General features: G+C 34.5%; 14 protein-coding genes. 9 read left to right on the top strand and 5 right to left on the bottom strand.

Translation table 11 applies throughout. From position 1 onward, the window contains the following. Nucleotides 1–166: 166 nt before the first annotated feature. The 6 genes from purH to rodA are packed head-to-tail and all read left to right on the top strand — an operon-like array spanning nucleotide 167 to nucleotide 7,497. Entirely contained in the window at nucleotides 167–1,696 is a 1,530-nt protein-coding gene (gene purH, locus C1A06_RS05885) for a bifunctional phosphoribosylaminoimidazolecarboxamide formyltransferase/IMP cyclohydrolase (protein ID WP_185116822.1), read from the top strand. Nucleotides 1,697–1,748: 52 nt separating this feature from the next. Next, nucleotides 1,749–2,774: a rod shape-determining protein gene (locus C1A06_RS05880; protein WP_101689312.1), complete on the top strand. Its 1,026-nt coding sequence runs from the start codon at nucleotides 1,749–1,751 to the stop codon at nucleotides 2,772–2,774. A gap of 38 nt (nucleotides 2,775–2,812) precedes the next feature. After that, nucleotides 2,813–3,673: a rod shape-determining protein MreC gene (gene mreC / locus C1A06_RS05875; RefSeq protein WP_101689311.1), complete on the top strand. Its 861-nt coding sequence runs from the start codon at nucleotides 2,813–2,815 to the stop codon at nucleotides 3,671–3,673. Then, complete coding sequence (gene mreD / locus C1A06_RS05870; protein WP_101689310.1) at nucleotides 3,660–4,172, top strand: rod shape-determining protein MreD; 513 nt, start codon at nucleotides 3,660–3,662, stop codon at nucleotides 4,170–4,172. The genes mreC and mreD overlap by 14 nt, the downstream gene beginning before the upstream one ends. Continuing rightward, nucleotides 4,169–6,040 (top strand): penicillin-binding protein 2, encoded by a 1,872-nt coding sequence (gene mrdA / locus C1A06_RS05865; RefSeq protein WP_101689309.1) that lies wholly within the window; start codon nucleotides 4,169–4,171, stop codon nucleotides 6,038–6,040. Before mreD ends, mrdA begins: the two co-directional genes overlap by 4 nt. Before the next feature lie 5 nt (nucleotides 6,041–6,045). Then, nucleotides 6,046–7,497 (top strand): rod shape-determining protein RodA, encoded by a 1,452-nt coding sequence (gene rodA, locus C1A06_RS05860; RefSeq protein ID WP_101689308.1) that lies wholly within the window; start codon nucleotides 6,046–6,048, stop codon nucleotides 7,495–7,497. Nucleotides 7,498–7,504: 7 nt separating this feature from the next. On the opposite strand, the gene C1A06_RS05855 is transcribed toward rodA, so the two are convergent. Genes C1A06_RS05855 through C1A06_RS05845 form a run of 3 tightly spaced genes read right to left on the bottom strand, consistent with a single transcriptional unit; the run spans nucleotide 7,505 to nucleotide 11,198 of the window. Beyond that, nucleotides 7,505–8,524, bottom strand: coding sequence for an ABC transporter ATP-binding protein (locus C1A06_RS05855; RefSeq protein ID WP_101689307.1), 1,020 nt, complete (start codon nucleotides 8,522–8,524; stop codon nucleotides 7,505–7,507). A gap of 3 nt (nucleotides 8,525–8,527) precedes the next feature. Next, the gene (locus tag C1A06_RS05850) at nucleotides 8,528–9,559 is read right to left on the bottom strand and encodes an iron chelate uptake ABC transporter family permease subunit (RefSeq protein WP_101689306.1); all 1,032 of its coding nucleotides are present in this window, start codon (nucleotides 9,557–9,559) and stop codon (nucleotides 8,528–8,530) included. Nucleotide 9,560: 1 nt separating this feature from the next. Further along, nucleotides 9,561–11,198, bottom strand: coding sequence for a dipeptidase (locus tag C1A06_RS05845; protein ID WP_101689305.1), 1,638 nt, complete (start codon nucleotides 11,196–11,198; stop codon nucleotides 9,561–9,563). A 655-nt stretch (nucleotides 11,199–11,853) separates the two neighbouring features. On the opposite strand from C1A06_RS05845, the gene C1A06_RS05840 reads away from it, so the two are divergent. The 3 genes from C1A06_RS05840 to C1A06_RS05830 all read left to right on the top strand — a co-directional run bounded on the left by C1A06_RS05840 (nucleotide 11,854) and on the right by C1A06_RS05830 (nucleotide 14,178). Next, nucleotides 11,854–12,366, top strand: a complete 513-nt coding sequence (locus C1A06_RS05840; protein ID WP_101689304.1) for a helix-turn-helix domain-containing protein — start codon at nucleotides 11,854–11,856, stop codon at nucleotides 12,364–12,366. 133 nt (nucleotides 12,367–12,499) lie between these two features. Next, a complete protein-coding gene (locus C1A06_RS05835) occupies nucleotides 12,500–13,279 on the top strand; it encodes a dihydroorotate dehydrogenase electron transfer subunit (RefSeq protein ID WP_101689303.1) in 780 nt (259 codons plus the stop codon). Next, a complete protein-coding gene (locus C1A06_RS05830; protein WP_101689302.1) occupies nucleotides 13,267–14,178 on the top strand; it encodes a dihydroorotate dehydrogenase in 912 nt (303 codons plus the stop codon). Before C1A06_RS05835 ends, C1A06_RS05830 begins: the two co-directional genes overlap by 13 nt. An 8-nt stretch (nucleotides 14,179–14,186) precedes the next feature. Here the strand turns inward: C1A06_RS05830 and C1A06_RS05825 are convergent, their stop codons facing one another. Both C1A06_RS05825 and C1A06_RS05820 read right to left on the bottom strand, forming a co-directional pair. After that, entirely contained in the window at nucleotides 14,187–15,374 is a 1,188-nt protein-coding gene (locus tag C1A06_RS05825; protein ID WP_101689301.1) for a THUMP-like domain-containing protein, read from the bottom strand. Then, nucleotides 15,371–19,870: a translocation/assembly module TamB domain-containing protein gene (locus tag C1A06_RS05820; RefSeq protein ID WP_245872012.1), complete on the bottom strand. Its 4,500-nt coding sequence runs from the start codon at nucleotides 19,868–19,870 to the stop codon at nucleotides 15,371–15,373. The genes C1A06_RS05825 and C1A06_RS05820 overlap by 4 nt, the downstream gene beginning before the upstream one ends. Nucleotides 19,871–19,990 lie beyond the last annotated feature (120 nt).

Genomic DNA, 19,990 nt, shown 5'->3' with positions numbered 1-19,990 from the left:
AGACGATAAGTAAAATCAATAAATAAATAATTTTAGAAAAATATTGATCAATACTATTTAGAAACCTTAAATTCACTATAAAATAGCCATATTAATTACTTTAAACTGTTTCAGAATCGTTATAGTTTTGCTAACTTTGTTTGCTCAAAAAATCAAGCAATAACTAATAAATAAATCATCAGTGAAAACGATAAAAAAAGCCTTAGTATCAGTATTCCATAAAGATGGATTGGATGAAATTTTGAGAGAATTAAATAACCTTGGCGTTGAATTTATTTCGACTGGAGGAACTAAAGATTTCATTGAATCTTTGGGCATGCCATGCCAAGCCGTTGAAGATCTAACTAGTTATCCATCAATATTTGGAGGTAGAGTAAAAACTTTGCACCCTAAAGTTTTCGGAGGAATATTATATCGTCGTGATCTGAATGAAGATGTGCAACAAGCTCAACAATTTGAAATTCCAAACATCGATTTGGTTATTGTTGATTTATATCCTTTCGAAGCTACTGTAGCTTCAGGAGCAAGTCATGAAGATATCATTGAAAAAATAGATATAGGCGGAATTTCATTGATTCGCGCAGCCGCTAAAAATTATAATGATGTAATAATTGTTGCGTCAAAACAACAGTATCAGCCATTGTTAGATCTTATCAAATCTAAGAAAGGATCTTCTGAATTGGCTGATCGTAAATGGTTTGCGAAAGAAGCATTTGCGGTATCTTCTGCTTATGATTCGGCTATTTTCAATTATATGGATTGCGGAGAAGAGTCTGCATTCCGTTATGCCGAAAACAATGCGATGCATCTTAGATATGGAGAAAATCCACATCAAAAAGGGACTTTTTATGGAGACTTCAATAAATTATTTGATCAAATGCATGGTAGAGAGATATCATATAACAACCTTCTTGATATCGAAGCTGCTGTTAGCCTGATCAGTGAATTTGAAGAGACTACAATTGCAGTATTGAAACATAACAATGCATGTGGTATTGCATCTCGTCCTACGACTCTGGAAGCTTGGAAAGATGCATTAGCTGGAGACCCCGTTTCTGCTTTTGGTGGCATTATTGTTTCGAACAGAAAAATAGATAAAGATACAGCTGAAGAAATAAATAAAATATTCTTCGAAATAGTTATTGCTCCCGATTATGATTCAAATGCTTTTGACGTACTAGCACAAAAGAAGAATCGTATTATCCTTAAACAAAAAGGCCAAATAGAAGGAACTAAACAATTCAGATCTTTATTGAATGGAGTTTTAGTTCAAGATAAAGACCTAAGTATTCAAGCTGAAAATGATTTGCAATTAGTAACAAATCGTCAATTACAAGGATCAGAATTAGAAGATTTATTATTTGCCAATAAATTGGTTAAACATACTAAGTCTAATGCTATTATCCTTGTGAAAAATAAGCAGCTATGTGCAGGAGGTACAGGACAAACTTCTCGTGTTGATGCTTTGAAACAAGCTATTGAAAAAGCTGCTGCATTCGAATTTGACTTGAATGGAGCTGTGATGGCTTCGGATGCATTCTTCCCTTTCCCTGATTGTGTCGAAATAGCAGGTAATGCGGGAATTACAGCCGTAATACAACCAGGCGGATCAATAAAAGACGAATTGTCTGTAAACTATTGTAATGATCATAATATTTCGATGGTCATGACAGGTGTCAGACATTTCAAACATTAAGAAATATTCAAAATTAGAATTATTATAAACAAATAAATACATTAAAGCAAGGATGGGATTATTTTCTTTTACACAAGAAATAGCTATGGACCTAGGAACTGCAAATACCATTATCATTCATAATGGTAAAATTGTAGTCGATCAGCCATCTGTAGTTGCTATAGAGCGAAAAAGCGGTAAGTTGATTGCCGTGGGAGAACGAGCTCGACAAATGCATGGAAAAACTCACGAAGATATACGTACTATTCGCCCACTAAAAGATGGAGTAATTGCTGACTTTACGGCAGCTGAGCAAATGATACGAAGCATGATTAAGATGTTCAATAAACGTAGCCGTTTATTCTCGCCACAGCTTCGCATTGTTATTTGTATACCATCTGGAAGTACAGAGGTTGAAACCCGCGCTATCCGTGATTCGGCAGAGCACGCCGGTGGTAGAGACGTATATATGATATATGAGCCAATGGCTGCAGCATTAGGTATCGGACTTGATGTTGAAGCTCCGGAAGGACATATGATTGTGGATATAGGTGGTGGTACTACCGAAATTGCAGTTATTTCATTAGGAGGTATCGTTTCTAACAAATCTTTAAAAATTGCAGGTGACGACTTGACTGAAGATATTCAGGAATATATGGGACGTCAGCACAATATAAAAGTGGGAGAGCGTACTGCTGAAAATATCAAGATAGCGATTGGTGCTGCGTTGACAGAGTTACCTGAAGACGAAATCCCTGAAGATTTCGTTGTACATGGTCCAAATCGTATGACGTCATTGCCAATGGATATTCCTGTTTCATACCAAGAAATGGCCCATTGCTTAGACAAATCACTTTCGAAAATTGACTCGGCTATACTTAGTGCACTGGAACAAACTCCACCAGAGCTATATGCAGATATCGTTAGAAATGGTATCTACATAACTGGAGGTGGTGCTATGCTAAGAGGTATTAGTAAGCGTTTCACCGATCGTATTGGAATTCAATTCCATATACCAGAAGATCCTTTACATGCTGTTGCTAAAGGGACAGGTATTGCTCTTAATAATATTGAGAAATTTAACTTCTTGATACGATAGTTGCTTAATTCTTTAATAACAGTTAAGCAAAATAGAATATGCAAAATCTGATTGAGTTCTTAAGAAAGAACACTTCGTGGTTCCTCTTTTTAGCTCTAGTTTTGATCTGCTCATACTTTATCTTCTCGGGTAATGCATACCAAAGAAGTGTCTTTTTCAATTCTTCAAATGAAATATCTGGACGCTTATATGCAATAACTGGGAAGATAAGATCTTATTTTGGCCTAACTGAAGAAAATGATAAGCTGTTACAGCAAAATTTAGAGTTAAAAGGAGAAGTCTTAGCTCTAAAAGAACAAATTGCAAAAATCGAAGCTGATTCTGCTCAATTAGATACATATCTAGAAAATCTTAAGATTGAAAATTCTGATTATAAACTTTCAATAGCCAGAGTTATCAATAGTAGTATTTCATTAAGTGATAATTTTATTACTATTGACAAAGGAAGTAATCAAGGCGTTAAGATAGATATGGGTGTAGTGTCTCATAGTGGGGTCGTCGGTATTGTTACCTATACTAGCCACAATTTTGCAATTGTACAGCCAATATTAAATACATCAACAAAGATAGGATGTAAAGTGGCTGGTACAAACGCCTATGGCACATTAGTCTGGCAAGGAGGGGATCCGCGATATGCTAACCTAGAGGATTACCCAAAATATGAAAACTTTGCGAAAGGAGATACAATAGTGACTAGTGGCTATTCGCAGATGTTTCCTGAAGGTATTATGGCCGGCACTGTAGAAGATTTTGGAAGTCAGACAAACGATAATTTTTATACTCTTAAAGTAAAGTTATCTACTGACTTTGCGACTCTTAAAAATGTTATTTTAATTGATAATTCGAAATTGAAAGAACAATACGAATTAGAAAAACTAGCCAGAGATGCAAAAAAGTAATGTGCTAAAGTTAACAATTATGTTTTTTGTACTAATACTTTTACAAGTATTGGTACTTAATCGCATTGCTATCTTCAATTATGCAACGCCTTTTTTGTATATATATTTCATTATTAAACTACCTATCAGTTTAAACAGAAATATATTACTCCTTCTGAGTTTTACATTCGGATTTATTATTGATATATTTTGTAATACTCCAGGGATTAATGCATTAGCTACAACTATTGCAGCATTTATACAGCAGCCTTTGAGAAGAATTCTTTATGCTACAGATGACTATGCTGAACAAATACCTAGTTATTCTGCTTTAAGAAATGTTTTCATTAAATCTGCTCTAATCACGGTGTTACTACATCATACAATACTGATTGTTATTGAATCACTTTCTTATGTCAATATGTCGATGGTCATACTTAGAATTATAAGTTCTACAGTTCTTACTTTTATTTTGATATTTGGTTTAGAAGGTCTGTCAATAAATAAAAAAGTAGCGTGACAACAAATAATCTAGATTTCGATAAACGAAGATATATTTTAGTTGGTATAATTTGTTCGATTATACTTATATATATATGCCAACTATTCTATCTGCAAGTAATGAGCAACCACTACAAAGACTCAGCAGATAATAATGCTTTTTTCAATAGAACAATATACCCTGCACGTGGTACTATTAAAGACCGCTATGATAGGTTACTTGTATATAATCAGCCAACATATGATCTTGTTTACATCCCCCGCGAAGTACAGCCTTTCGATACATTGGACTTATGTAATATATTGGATATAAGTAAAGAACAATTTCTTAATCAAATTGCGAATATTAAAGACAAGAGAAAAAATCCAGGCTATTCGCTATATACGCAGCAAACCTTTATGACACAACTTAGTGTAAAAGAAGCTGCATTAATACAAGAGAAAGAACACCGCTTTCAAGGATTTTATATACAAAAAAGAACTATTCGTCAGTATGACTATCATAGCGCCGGACTGATTCTGGGCTATGTTGCAGAAGTAGATAGAGATAAAATAGCAGAAGACCCATATTATAGACAAGGCGATTATGCTGGAAAGTCAGGAATTGAATATGCTTATGAAAATCATCTCAGAGGTGAAAAAGGTGTCGAAATATTATTACGAGATGCTCGAGGACGAATTCAAGGTAAGTACGAAGGTGGACAACACGATATAGCTCCCGTTTCGGGTAGAAATCTTACTTTATCGCTAGATGTTGATTTACAAACATATGCTGAACAGCTTTTGACTAATAAAGTAGGGTGTATTGTTATGATAGAACCTGCGACCGGTGAACTCTTATGCTTAGCTACTTCGCCAAGCTATGATCCTGCTTTGCTTGTTGGACGTGAGTTTGGGAAAAATTATTTAGCTCTAGAGCGTAATCCACTTAAGCCACTATTAAATAGAGCTCTACAAGGTACATATCCTCCCGGATCAACCTTTAAAACAACGCAGGGACTGGTTTTCCTTGAAGAAGATATTATAACTAAAGATACTCATTATTCGTGTGCAATGGGCTATCCTCCTCTTGGCGGACGTCCTAAATGTCATGGACATGGCTCTCCTCTGCCTTTGATCCCTGCTTTAGCTACTTCATGTAACTCTTATTTCTGTTATGGGCTAACAGCCATGCTATCAAATAAAAAATATGGTGATGTGAATCAAGCTTTCGAAGTATGGAAAAACCACATGGTAGACATGGGATTTGGATATAAATTAGGTGTTGACCTTCCTTACGAAAAAAGAGGTTTTATACCTAATAGTGAATTTTATTCAAGATATTTAGGCAAAAATTGGAAAGCATCTAATGTTATATCCATTGCAATAGGGCAAGGAGAAGTCTTAGTAACTCCCTTACAAGGTGCCAATTTAGCTGCAACGATAGCAAATAGAGGGTATTTTTATACTCCTCACATTGTAAAAGCAATACAAGATACAATTCTTGATGAACAGTATACAACCAAGCGATATACAGGAGTTAGAAAAGAACACTACGAAGTGACAGTTCAAGGTATGGCTGATGCTGTAACAGGAGGTACTTGTCGCGGGATAAATATCCCAGGTCTCGATGTATGTGGAAAAACTGGAACGGCTGAAAATCCTCATGGTAGAGATCACTCTTTGTTTATGGGATTTGCACCTAAAAACAATCCAGAAGTAGCAATGTTTATCATTGTCGAAAATGGAGGCTTCGGAGCATCAATGGCTGTACCTATGGGACGCTTGATGATGAAGAAACACTTCAAACAAGAATTGACAGAAGACGAAATCTGGAGAGAACAATCGATTATTAATACTTCAATACTTCCATCGATGTTTTATCAATGGCAACGTAACAGAAATTAAATAAAATGCTGCAACGTAAAGAAGAAACAAGTGTAGATTGGATCACAATAGGACTGTATATTGTGTTGATGCTTTGTGGCTGGCTTAGTATTTATGGAGCAAGCTACGATTACGAGAATGTAAAATCGATATTTGATTTTGACGGCCGTGCCGGGATGCAGCTAATATGGATAGGTACAACTCTGATACTTGGTTTTATTATCTTGAAATTAGATAGTAGTACATTCGATACTTTCGCATATCTGATTTATATTGCTCTGATTGGACTTTTGATTGTCACGATATTCATTGCTCCTGATATTAAAGGCTCCCGATCTTGGCTAGTACTCGGCCCAATAAGGCTACAACCGGCCGAGTTTGCTAAATTTGGAGTAGCTCTAGCGTTAGCTAAGTTTATGAGTAGCTATAATTTCAAACTTCTGGAGGCAAAAAATATACTTACAATTGCCTTGATCATAGTACTCCCAATGGTACTTATCCTTTTACAGAAAGAAACCGGATCGGCGCTTGTATATACCGTATTTGTACTTGTTTTATATAGAGAAGGATTGCCCGGCATTATCTTATTTATCGCTGCAGCTGCAATCGTAATGTTCGTGTTCGGATTAAAATACTCTGAGATTGATTGGGGACTCCTTTCGCAGGGTGAAGTTATTACATCAATCCTACTAATTATATGCAGTGCAGGTTTAATAAAAGTGTATACTAAATATAGTTACAGAATACCTCAAAATATATTACTCGGCTGTATTGCAATATTTGGCATTTCGTATTTATTAGAATTAAGCGGAGTAATAAATGTTGATTGGGGAATCGTATCTATTATTGCATTGGTTGCTACAGTAGTCTACCTGATCTTTGCCTTGATTAAGCATTGGTCGACTGTTTATTTGTGGGTTATTGCTTTTATATTCTTAGGTTTTACATATGTTGGTTCGATTGACTATATATTCAACGATGTGCTTCAGCCACATCAACAGCTGCGAATAAAAGTAGCACTTGGAATGGAAGATGACCTTATGGGAGCCGGATATAATGTTAATCAATCGAAAATAGCAATAGGATCGGGTGGAATTATAGGAAAAGGTTTTTTAAATGGTACTCAGACTAAACTTAAATATGTTCCAGAGCAAGATACAGACTTCATATTCTGTACAGTGGGTGAAGAACAAGGCTTTTTGGGTTCATTCACTGTAATCATTTTATTTTTGGCTCTAATTCTCCGACTTATATACTTAGCAGAAAGACAACGCGAAGCTTTTGGTCGAATTTACGGGTACAGCGTTGCGTGTATTCTTTTCTTTCACATTGCCATTAATATAGGAATGGTTATAGGACTTACTCCAGTAATAGGTATTCCATTACCATTTTTTAGCTATGGAGGTTCTTCATTATGGGGATTTTCTATCCTTCTCTTTATATTCCTGAATTTGGATGCAGCGCGGAAGAGACGCTAAAATATTTTCAGTTACTCTTCTTTCTAAGCCATGATGAGAACTGGCTATAATCGCTAAAATGGTGGTAGTCATTATTTGTCTTTACATGAATAGATGAAGGGGATACTATTTCGACATCAAATGATACTTCCTCCTCAGAATCCATCACAGACACATCATTGCGTTCTAAGAAATTTTTAGTCCAATGATAATAAAGATCACTATTGGTGTTAATCGAGGCTTTTATACGCCCTTTAAATCGCGGAATAAAGTTTCCAGTGTCTTTATTAAATTGAATATTTTCACTCTTAAAGAACCCATCTAATTTTCCAGACAGAACAATATCTTCAGTTACTCCACTTTCTAGACCAATATGTGGAGATAACAGCCATAATCTATCAGCTAATAATAATGCTAAATCAATATTATGTGTTGACATGAGTATTGTCTTTTCTTTCTCATGAGCCAAAACACGTAATAAATTCATTATTTCAATATTACTCTTAATATCTAAAAATGCAGTAGGTTCATCCAATAATATAATGGGGCACTCTTGTGCCAATACCTTTGCAATCATTGCTTTCTGACGTTCTCCATCTGATAATTCAGCAATGTATGAATTAGCTTTATGAATAATTCCAACATCATTTATAACCTGATCGATGATTTTTTGATCATCTTTACTCAGTTTTCCCCAGAAACCGGTATATGGATATCGGCCTAATTCGACTAATTCTCTGACAGTTAAGCCACCAACAGATGTTTTATCTGTCAGAACTAATCCTATAATTTTAGATAAATCTTTCTCAGTATAAGATTTCACAATTTTACCATCGAGAAAAATATCACCATAAACAACTGGCTGAGAATTGCTTATAGAGCGGAGTAGGGTAGACTTACCTGCTCCATTTGAGCCTAATAAGCAGACTAACTCACCTGGAAATAACTCGAACGAAAGATTATCATATAAGCTATTTTCTGTATTGGATTTCGTCCTAGGATATCCGATACTAATATTTTCAGCTGATATTACTGACTTTCGTTTCATGGATTAGTTGAAATATTGAATTCTTTTTTGATTAATAATAATGTAAATTATTACCGGTGCACCAAATACTGCAGTTACAGCATTAAGCGGCAGTACACCTTGTGACCCAGGTAATATGCATATTAAGTTACATAAAAGAGCAATAGCTGCTCCAATAAGAATAGTGATTGGTACCAGACTTTTATGATTTGATGTACCTAATACTAAGCGTGCAATATGAGGAACTGCAAGTCCTATAAATCCAATTGGACCACAGTATGCACATGTTATAGCAGTGATTAATCCTGCACAAAATAAAAGTATAAAACGAACTAAGCGAATATTCACTCCTAGATTAGCTGCATAGCGCTCGCCTAGTAGCAATGCATTCAATGGTTTTATAAGCAATATCGATATCAATAGTCCGATTGTAATGATTATACAATAAAACGGAAGTTGCTCTATTGAAATAGCTCCAAAAGTGCCCATACCCCATACCATATAGCTAAATACATCGCTGCTATCACCCCAAAATTTAAGAATCGAAATGATTGAAGAAGTCAAATAACCAACCATAATACCAATGATAAGGAGCATTAGATTATTCTTAACAATGGAAGCAAACCCCATAATTATACCTAATATTAGAGAGGCTCCAAGAAAAGCTCCAAGTACTATTGTCATTGAGTATGACAAATCAAAACTGCTAATACTCCCAGCTGAAGATCCTAAAAGTAGCATAATGATTGCTACTCCCAAATTTGCCCCTGCACTAATACCTAAAATGCCGGAATCGGCTAGGGGATTTCGAAAAGAAGTTTGTAATAATAAGCCAGAAATAGCTATTGCAGAGCCGGTAAATAGTGCTGTTATAGCTTGAGGAAGCCGAGACTCGAGCACGATATAAGTCCATGCACGTTTCTCGGCTTCTTTACCTGCTAATATGTCAATCACAGCTTCTGCTGGAATAAATACAGAGCCAAAAAATAGATTTAAAATAAACAATACTATGATTACGATAAGAAATATAAAACTATATTTCAGCCCCTTAGACATATTAATTATTCTCTATTACTTTGTATTTATCACCTGTTTCTTTGATCAATTGTCTGTAATATTCAGTAGAATATCCTTGACGAATTGGCGATGATGGTTCTCCATACTCATTACGAATGAATTCTCCATTTTTTTCTTTACGAGTAATGCCATCCATGTATTTGATCAATAGAAATTCTCCTAATTTTTTCCAACGGTCGAAAGCAAATTGAGCTTGATCTTTACTATATTCAGTAAGATATTTTGTTACTTCTTCTTTAGATCTGCTATTAAGTTCCAATGCAAATTTCTCAGTTGCCTCTTGCTCTCTAATGAATTTAGCTTCTAATTCACCTTGAACTTTCTTCATATCAGGGAACATTTGGTTGTAACGATTGTATACCATATTTGAAACCCAGTTATGAATCCAAAAGCTTGAAGTCCACGAGAATGTATAAAGGTCACCATTACCTTTTTTGAAGCATTCTGGAACATCAGTTATTGAGCTGTACATTGGAACGAATACAGATTGGGCAGCATCATCTACACCAAACCATAGTATTCCACCAACTGGATCAGGCAACCATGAGCGCATTTGAGCAACGAAAGTAAATCCAGTTTGCTGAGTAGCAATTGGACGCTCATTACAATATTCAACTGAGTCAACAGACCATGTTAATGGTGCCCAGCGATATGCTGATTCATATGGATTAACTGTTCCATCATAACGCCAATCAAGTGCTGTACCTTCATAGTGATCACGCATCATATCGCGTACATCTTCAAAAGAAAGTTTTCTGTCAGGTTTGATGTATAATGGCATTGGATCTTGGGTTTTACCTTGAGCATAGGTAACATATTTAGCCATATCTTTGTTGAATTTATTGAAGAAACTCCATGCACGTGCTTCACAGAATCGCTGGCCTCCAAAATCGAGTGGGTTATATGCTTTAGCAAAACTAAATTCAACATCAGATTTATCGAAATATCCTTTTTCACGAGCAAAAGTAATCACATCTGGTGAATACAAGCAGTTTTCAGGATCATTTAAAGGAAATTGTTGGATACGAGCTTGGTTAGCATGTGCCGAGATACAATCATCTGGTATACGAACAGCAACCCATACTGCCCCTTTATTACCTTCTCCTTTACCTATCATCTCCATGACCCATACTTCATTCGGATCAGCAATAGAAAATGATTCTCCACCACTGTAATAGCCATAATTTTGTACTAAAAAGTCCATTACCTTGATAGCTTCTCTAGCTGTTTTAGCTCTTTGAAGTGTTATGTATATAAGACTTCCATAGTCAATAATGCCTTTAGGATCCTGAAGCTCTTCGCGGCCGCCAAATGTAGTTTCAGCGATTGCCAACTGATGCTCATTCATATTCCCAATTACATTATAGGTTTCTGCAGCCTGAGGAATTTCACCTAAAAATTTACCGGTATCCCATTCGTGCACTTTCAGCATATCACCACTTTTATATTTACGAGCTGGCCAATGATACAGTTCGCCAAATAAAGTGTATGAGTCTGCCGAGTAGCTAATAAAAGTAGAACCATCTTTTGACGCAGCCTTTCCTACTAGAAAATTAGTACATGGATAAGCACATAGCGAAAATAAGATAGCAATTAATAATAAGCTAATTTTTCTCATGTATTCTTTTTGATATTAAACGATATTAAAATTATAGGTAAAGATAAGATTTTATTAGTATAAAATAAGGCCTTTTATATACGAAAGTATAAAATTGAATATTCTATACACTAATCCTATCGAAGAATGAATATTATAAAAATACAGAGTTTGAGTTACAAATGTAAAATTCACAGTAATCGCATAATAATTTACAAATGCACACAATCAAATAAAGAAAACATTTGTATACATACACCTATTATTTAATAATGTAATTTATACTTTAGTGTTAAATACAATTGAATACTTTAATGTAGTTATCATATGTAAATTACATATTAAGTATAAACTATTTAATTCTAATTACATAATAATCAATGAGAATATAGAGTATATATAAAGTATTTATTTAAATATTATATCAAACTTAGAAAAATCACCCTAAACCTATAGTTCAACAACAATAATTATAATATTAATTACATATATATCATTAACTTACGATAAAAATATAAAGTTATAATATAATGCAATTTCTAATTGTATACAGAATGGACAATACATTTCTATTTGCTGTTTACTTTTGTTGAGATACAAATATAAACAACATTTGTTTTGATGTTTAATTTTGTTTATTTACATTTGTCTCTATGTAATTTACAAAAATCACTAGATGAAAGATCGTATTCGAGCCATAATGGAGAATGAACAACTAACTCCTTCAGCTTTTGCTGATATGTTAGATATTGGTCGTGCAGTTGTATCACATATTTTGAACGGTAGAAATAACCCCAGTTTAGATGTCGTTACACGCATTTTATCTAAACTACCATACATCAACCCCGAATGGTTGCTGTCGGGCGAAGGAACAATGTATAAAGATGGAATTGAACCAGATAAATTACAGCTTGAGCTAGAAAATTACTTTCCAGCATCAAACAGAAATGTTCATCAACCTAAAACGCCCGATTTATTCTCTCAGACTTCAATAAATCCAATCGAGGGTACGGAAAAAAATGAATATCGCAAGGAAAATATAGTTGAGCAACCAGATAACACACTTAAAAACTCTATAAATCAGCAAATTATATATCAAAAAGCTCCTGATAAGAAAATTGCTAAAATAATTATTTATTACAACGATAATACATTTGAAGTATTCAACGCTGACAACCGACCACTTTGAGTGGTTTCTAAAATCTCTTCATAGATTTTCCTTATATTACTCTGACTTAAGAGAGGACTTAATTATGCATGACTTTTGATGCTTTTTCATTAACTTTGCAAAGTTTTATTATTCACACCCAAAAATCGACTGAATGAAAACAATGCTTGATTTAGTTGTTACCGAAAATAACGAACTAAACCAAAATTACTCCCTTCTAAAATTGACTACACAAGATGGTAGTATTTTACCAAAAATGTTGCCAGGTCAATTCGTTCAAATCAGAGTTGACGGAACAAACAAAACTTTTCTTCGCCGACCTATTTCTGTAAATTTTGTTGATGAATCTAAAAACGAATTATGGATACTAATTCAAAAAATTGGAGATGGAACAAACAAAATTTCTGAAGCAAAGAAAGGTTCATTTTTGAATCTTTTACTACCTCTTGGAAATTCATTTTCTGAGCCTCAAAACTCAAGTTCTAAAATCTTATTAATTGGTGGTGGTGTAGGAACTGCACCAATGTTATTCCTCGGAGCTTACCTAAAAGAAAAAGGATTTACTCCAATTTTTTTACTAGGAGCCCGTTCAAAAAATGACTTACTCCAATTAGATGAGTTTGCAAAGTATGGTAATGTATTTTGTACAACAGAAGATGGTAGTTTTGGAGAAAAAGGATACGTAATCGATCACTCAATACTAAAAAACAATGATATTTCAGCTATTTATACTTGCGGTCCGAAGCCTATGATGGTAGCTGTAGCAAGGTATGCAAAAGAGCATAATATTTGTTGTGAAGTATCACTCGAAAACCTTATGGCATGCGGATTTGGAGTATGTTTATGTTGTGTGGAGAATACGCGCGAAGGACATGTTTGCGTATGCACAGAAGGGCCCGTATTTAATATAGATAAGTTGACATGGATAGACTAGCAATAAACATAGGTAAATTACAATTGAAGAACCCGGTTATGACAGCTTCGGGTACTTTTGGCTATGGAAAAGAGTTTTCTGACTTTATAGACCTATCGCGAATAGGTGGTATTTTTGTAAAAGGAACTACTATTCGTGAACGACAAGGTAATCTTTACCCTCGTATGGCCGAAACTCCTATGGGCATGTTAAACGCTGTAGGACTGCAAAATAAGGGCGTTGATTACTTTGTTTCTGACATTTATCCTGAGATAAAAGACATCGATACAAATGTTATCGTTAATGTATCTGGATCAACCATTGAAGATTATGTTGCATGTACCGAGAAATTGCTTGATTTAGATAAAATTCCAGCAATCGAACTCAATATTTCTTGTCCAAATGTCAAAGAAGGAGGTATGGCTTTCGGCACATCTGCATGCTCTGCAGCTGATGTAACTAGAGCTGTCCGTCAAGTCTGGGACAGAACATTAATAGTAAAATTATCACCAAATGTAACCGATATAACAGAAATAGCTCGTGCAGTAGAAGCTGAAGGAGCAGATTCTGTTTCGCTGATAAATACTCTTTTAGGGATGGCAATTGACATCAAAAAGCGCCGTCCTATTTTGTCAACTGTGACCGGCGGATTGTCTGGCCCTTGTGTAAAACCAATCGCTTTGAGAATGGTTTGGCAAGTATTTAATGCCGTAAAAATTCCAGTAATCGGACTAGGTGGAATATCATCATGGGAGGATGCTATAGAATTTATTTTAGCTGGATCCAGTGCCATACAGATCGGAACTTACAACTTTATAGATCCAACAATTTCGGTAAAGGTAGTTGAAGGAATTGAAGCATATCTGGAACAAAATAATATTGCTTCAATACATGATCTAATCGGAGCTTTAGAAGTCTAAATTTTTACTTATAATATAACTTTATGGCAGATGACAAGAACCTTTCTTTCGTCTGCCATTGTTGTTCCGAATAAGTAAGTATCACCACCATCTTTTATATTTAGCTTTTTGCCTAATTCTTGTGTACTTATAGGGAAATTTCTAGTAGATAGATTTCCTTTCTTAATATCACCAAAGTTCTTGCGAAAGCTTTTTTTCTCGGGCGAGCAAACTCCATCTATAGAAAATACACGTCCAGGAAAATTTTCCAGCAGTTCATCAGATGTATATAAATGACTATTTGGATGCAATTTTAGCAACTTAAACTTTTTTGATACAGTCTTATATGCTCCAGCCTTTAAAATCGAGCTATTAGGCTCATATAGGTGTTTGCCAAGTTCTTTTGCATAAGAAATATTCAGTTCATCTTCTTCAGCTCTAGAAAAACAGAAATTATCAACTTTATTTGAGGTAATATTTACACAATACAAACGGGTTTGAGTCGTAGCCTCTTCTGTATTGTTTTTTATAAAAAGAAGCTCTTTGCATTCATTGTTATGGCTGATTACATATACATCCGAAATATTTCGAAGAGTATTGATTGCTAAAGAAATATCCAGCATTGGAGATAATTTGATCATCGTCTTTCTTGACTTCTTCTCCAACAAATCTTCTATCACAACTAAATTGGGTGTACAATCTTCGATTCGAACTGTCTTACGACCTATATCGTCTCGGCGTGCAGGATCAATATAAATCATATCTACAGTATCCATTTCATTTAAATATGATTCAGAAGTACTATTTATGACATCAATATCCAGATTTAGAGTACGAAAATTATACTTTGCTATTTCACAAAGTTCTTCTTGTTGTTCAACATATCTTGCAGAATTAAATCTGGCAGAAAGAAATGCCAAATCGACACCAAAACCGCCAGTAAGATCGACAATAGAATCTCCTTCACATAAACTTGATTTAAAGTGGGCAGTATGTTCGGATGAACATTGTTCCATCGACAAATGCTTAGGAAAAATTATATCTGCATTATCATACCATGTAGGAATCTTCAATTTTGCAATCTGTCGTCCTCTGATCTGCTGAATAGCAATCTGAAAATCAATATTTTTATATTTTGAAGCTTTCAGAGCTAAATCGTGAACATTTGCTTGTTCATGATCTAGAATAAATTGCTTCAATTTCTCATCTAAAATCATTTTTTCAACTTAATAAAACTACCAAGGCTACTACCTTTTACTGTTGAGTCAGGTAAAACTACTTCTAATGAGTCTTTCTTATGCTCAGGCTTGAGCTTAATCTTATTCAGCCATGGTAGCAATTCATGCAAATTATCAAAGTCTTTCTTATACTTAATACCTACGCCTTGTGTTTCAGTAGCACTTCCTGTATAATAGTATTTTTCGTTATAGCGGTTATACGCCTTGATACGCCATGTGCCAGAAGGATTAAGCAAATATTCTATTTCTACATCTCGGATAAACTCATCGTTTGTCTGAGTTGATGGATCATCTCGATATCCAAAATTACCATTTATGAGTAGACGGTCATTCAATAATTGGCTCGATAGAATCAATTCAACCTCGGTTGATGTCAGTTCGGGGTCACTAGTTCTGATATTTGTACCTAGCTGGAAACGATTATCTATTTTACTAACAATCTTACTCAACTGGCTAGACAGAGTTGCTGAAGCTAACGCTGCAAAGTCTGATGTTTTATATTCGCTTGCACTATTATCTTCGGGCGTATAGAATTTACTTAATAACAATAAATATGCAACTTGTCTGTTGATCATATCCTCGCTGTTAAGCAATACTTTCAATTGACGTTCAACTTCAGGTACTGCACTCGGGAAGTTAAGGTCAAGACCTACGTTCGGATGTTTCAATGGCCCTGTCAGATGTAATATACATTCTACTGGAATATTAGTTTGTCCTGCAGTTTCGGCAATCATGCTATTCAAGTCATTCAGATTAGCCGTAATTTTATATGTTGCAGATACATCAAGTTCAGCTTCAAAAGGATCGCCTTTGAACAAAACAGTACTTCCGTCTTCGATATTGAATTTTCGCTCCATTATTCGTTGGAAGGTAAACAGATAACTACCTCTATTGATCGAATATGTACCATATAATCGCGGTGCTGCTTTTGAAGACCATGTAAAGCGTAAAGCACCACTTCCTGAACCTCTCAATACGTCTCCTCCCACTGGGTCCATTACAATTTCGGCAACTGCTGTAGGCGTAGCATCAATATAGAAATTCATATTAATTTCCATCTCAGATTTTGTCTGAATTGGCTGAGTCAATGCATCCATGGCTAATTCCGCAATTGTGTCTGTTGCTGGCTGTTCTTTAGTTTTGTATTCGATAAAATTGTAATCATATGAGCTTTCTTCCATAAAATTCATACGAACAAAAGTATTATCCTCTGTACGCATGCCAATATTTATGTCTACTACATTTTCATCGCCACTAATCGATCCTTTACCACTACCAAATACACGTCCAGACAAAATTGGATTTTGTTTTTCACTAACATTATATAATAAAAGCTTATCAGCATTGAGATCGATATAGTATGATATATCCTTAAATCTATCATGGGCAACTTTTCCACTTACAACAGCTTTATTTCCATTGTTGTCATACATGCTCAAATCATTGAAATATATCAGATTATCTTTCATATGAATATAATCGCTGAAAGTATAATCTGTGTTCAGGAAAGTAATACCCAATATTCCATTTTTTATGTATGCATAACCTTCGACTGTTACGTTTGAGAAGTCTCCATGAAGTCGAACTTTACCCGTTCCACGACCTCCAATTTGACTAAATATTGTCTGAGTATATTTATGCAAAAAGCTAACATCAACGCTATCAGCATCAAAATTGAAAGATAGTTTCTGATTAATTGGATCGAGGCTACCTTTTACGTAAGTCATCTTAGTTTCAGGACTAGTTATTTTCCCGTCCATCATTATGACATTTGTTGTTTCGTCCAATTCGCTGAAAAGATCTAGATGACCAAGAGGTGTTTTGTTGAAACTGAAGTTTTTCACATCAAGGCGAGTATTTGCGTATGGCTTTCCTTCAATACTTGACAAGAAAACATTTCCTTTTGCTATTCCTCCAAAATGTACAGCATCAATTGCTAATGTTTCGAATATATAATCAAGATTAATATCGTCCAATTCTATTTTCAAGATACTAGAAGGATCAGCAGCCGAATATTTACCCCCAATTCTTAGCTGTTGAGAACCATCTTTATTTCTTCCATAAAAATTCTCAACACGAACTTCTTTATTCTCTAAAAATATTTTAGCATTTCCCATTTCCCATTCCTCACCATTCAGCATCAGGGAGCTTGGATTGATAGCAAAACTCATTTTAAGAGGGTCTGTATCTTTTTCTTTATCAAATAATGTGGTGATACCAAAGTCTCCTTTTGCCTTTTTCAAATCATTGACAAATGATATTTTAGTATCTACTTTATTCATTGTTGCAGTCGATGAAATCTCTACTTGATTCTTAGATCCATTCTTATTCAACATTACACCTTCAATCTTAGATTTCATCTCTTCGAAAGGATTTTCAACGAGAACGTATCCTGAACGAATATTTGCCCCTCCTGCAATAATGGCTGGTACAAAAGCTTCGATTCTGAGCTTATTCGATAGATTATTGTAGAATCCTGTAATTTTTGCTTGACTAAGTACCGTTACCGGAAGATTGAATACCTCTGTTAAATTCTGCGTATTATTTATTCTAAAATCGAATGTCAAATTATTCTCTTTTATTTCAGAAGCTGTTCTTTTATCTTTTCTAACCTCTTTAATCAGAGCTGGAAAATACGTATATAAGGTTTGCTGAATGCTATTGGCCATAGTTGTAAATGAGTATGCACCTACAATTTTTCCATTCAGAAAATCGGACTTGATAGTCAATTGTCTATCCGATGATTCTCCCAGTGCTTCTATACTTAGATTATCAATATTAGCTCTTTTATTATTTTGGATAATATTGATTGAATCAACAAGTACGCTTCCGTGTGCATCATCAATTGTCTTACCCTCGAAATTAGCTTTCATATTGAAAGACATATTGAATTGGGTAGCATCTGTTAACTGAAGTTTATTTAACTGGACACTTCTAACTTGAGCTTCAAAATCTAACTTCGGTCTATCTTTGTCGGTTAAATCAAATAATCCATTCAACGCGATAAAACCATACTCGTCATCTATATCAAGGCTGCCTTCAAGCTTTAGTCCATCATAACTCATATCCAGATTGAGATCTGCATAGCTATATCCTTTATAGTCAAAATCAAATAAAACACCCTCTAGCTTTCCTTTTGGATAACCATGCACAGGCATACGCAAATCAATAGCCAAATCTAGCGAAGTCTTATTAAGATCTTTATTATTTGCCAGTTTACCAATCTCGAAATCAGATGTAAAAACTTTTCCTTTATAATATGCTTTGGTATGTTTATCAGGGTTGAAACCAAACAACACGTCTGTATTTATAATACCAAAGTCCGACTCAATAGTTCCAAATGCTACTAATTCAGTCAAATAACCAGATATATCACCTTGAAAAGAGATATGTTTTAAATTTGTAATTGATTCAGGAAGACGAATATCGTTCTTTGAAAAGTTCCTGATAAAACCTTTAAGTTCTTTTCCATTGGTTGTCAGGTTATCTACACTACCAAGAATGTACATCTGATCTTTATCACGTAAGCCTTTTACCTCAATATTGGAAATGAGGTGTAATCCTCCTTTATAGTCGAACGTGAAATCTGAAACGGTTATATCATCTCCTGTACCTGATATTGAAGCTTCAACACTTATCAAATCATTGAAATACTGTAATTCAGGTGCTATAGCGGCAATATCTTTTGGCGATATATATGAAGGTGTTATAATACATTCATAAGCTATATTATCCAAAATATTCTTGCTCTTATCTGAGTCCGTTAGATCTACAACAAATCTATCAAATTGCAGGAATGATTCCGGTAGATCGAGTCTAAATCCTTTTAGCCAAGCCTTCTCTTTCTGAGTAATAATGCGTGTAGTAAGATTTTTAATCTTTAATCCGCTTTGTTCATTAAGGCTTAATTTTTTGACTTGTATGTTTAGCGAATCAGGCGTTAAAGATTTTAATGATAATCTAGCATTCAGATTAGAAACAGCAATATGGTTCGGATCGAACTTATTCTGTTTATCTTTATCTTTAACCGAATATTCGAATGTTCCATTTGTTAGATGAACAGTACTTATCTTTAAATCGATTTTTGGATTTTTCTTCTTTGGCTCCGGAGATTTGAATGCGTCAATAATATATTGGATATTAAGTGGAGCTGCTGTACTGTCTTTAGATAGATATACTCCAAAAGAATCAATATTCACAGAACTAATTACTAGTTTATTTTCAAGTAATCCTAAAAGATCTACACTAGCATAAACATCTTTGGCCAAAAATACTTTTTCTCCTGACTGATCATATAAGTATACAGAATCTAATTCCAGCCCATTGAAAGGTGTAATACTAAGTTTACTGATACCAAATTCGGATCCTATTTGCCCTTTCAATTCTTCTACAATACGATCTTTCACGTAATTTTGTACCGATGATGAATTGAGCAATAGAAACAGAGCTGTTATCAATAAGATTATAATACCCAATAAACTGAATATGGTGTATTTAAATCTTCGTATATATAATATTCGTTTTATATTCCCTTATTCTGATAATTATACCATACAAAAGTAAAAAAAAAACAGCACTTAATGCTGTTTTTAGGT

It is taken from the genome of Dysgonomonas massiliensis (genome assembly GCF_900240225.1).
Taxonomy (GTDB): Bacteria; Bacteroidota; Bacteroidia; order Bacteroidales; family Dysgonomonadaceae; genus Dysgonomonas; species Dysgonomonas massiliensis.
The sequence above is the reverse complement of the archived record's forward strand: the minus strand, read 5'-3'. Positions and strand labels throughout refer to the sequence as shown.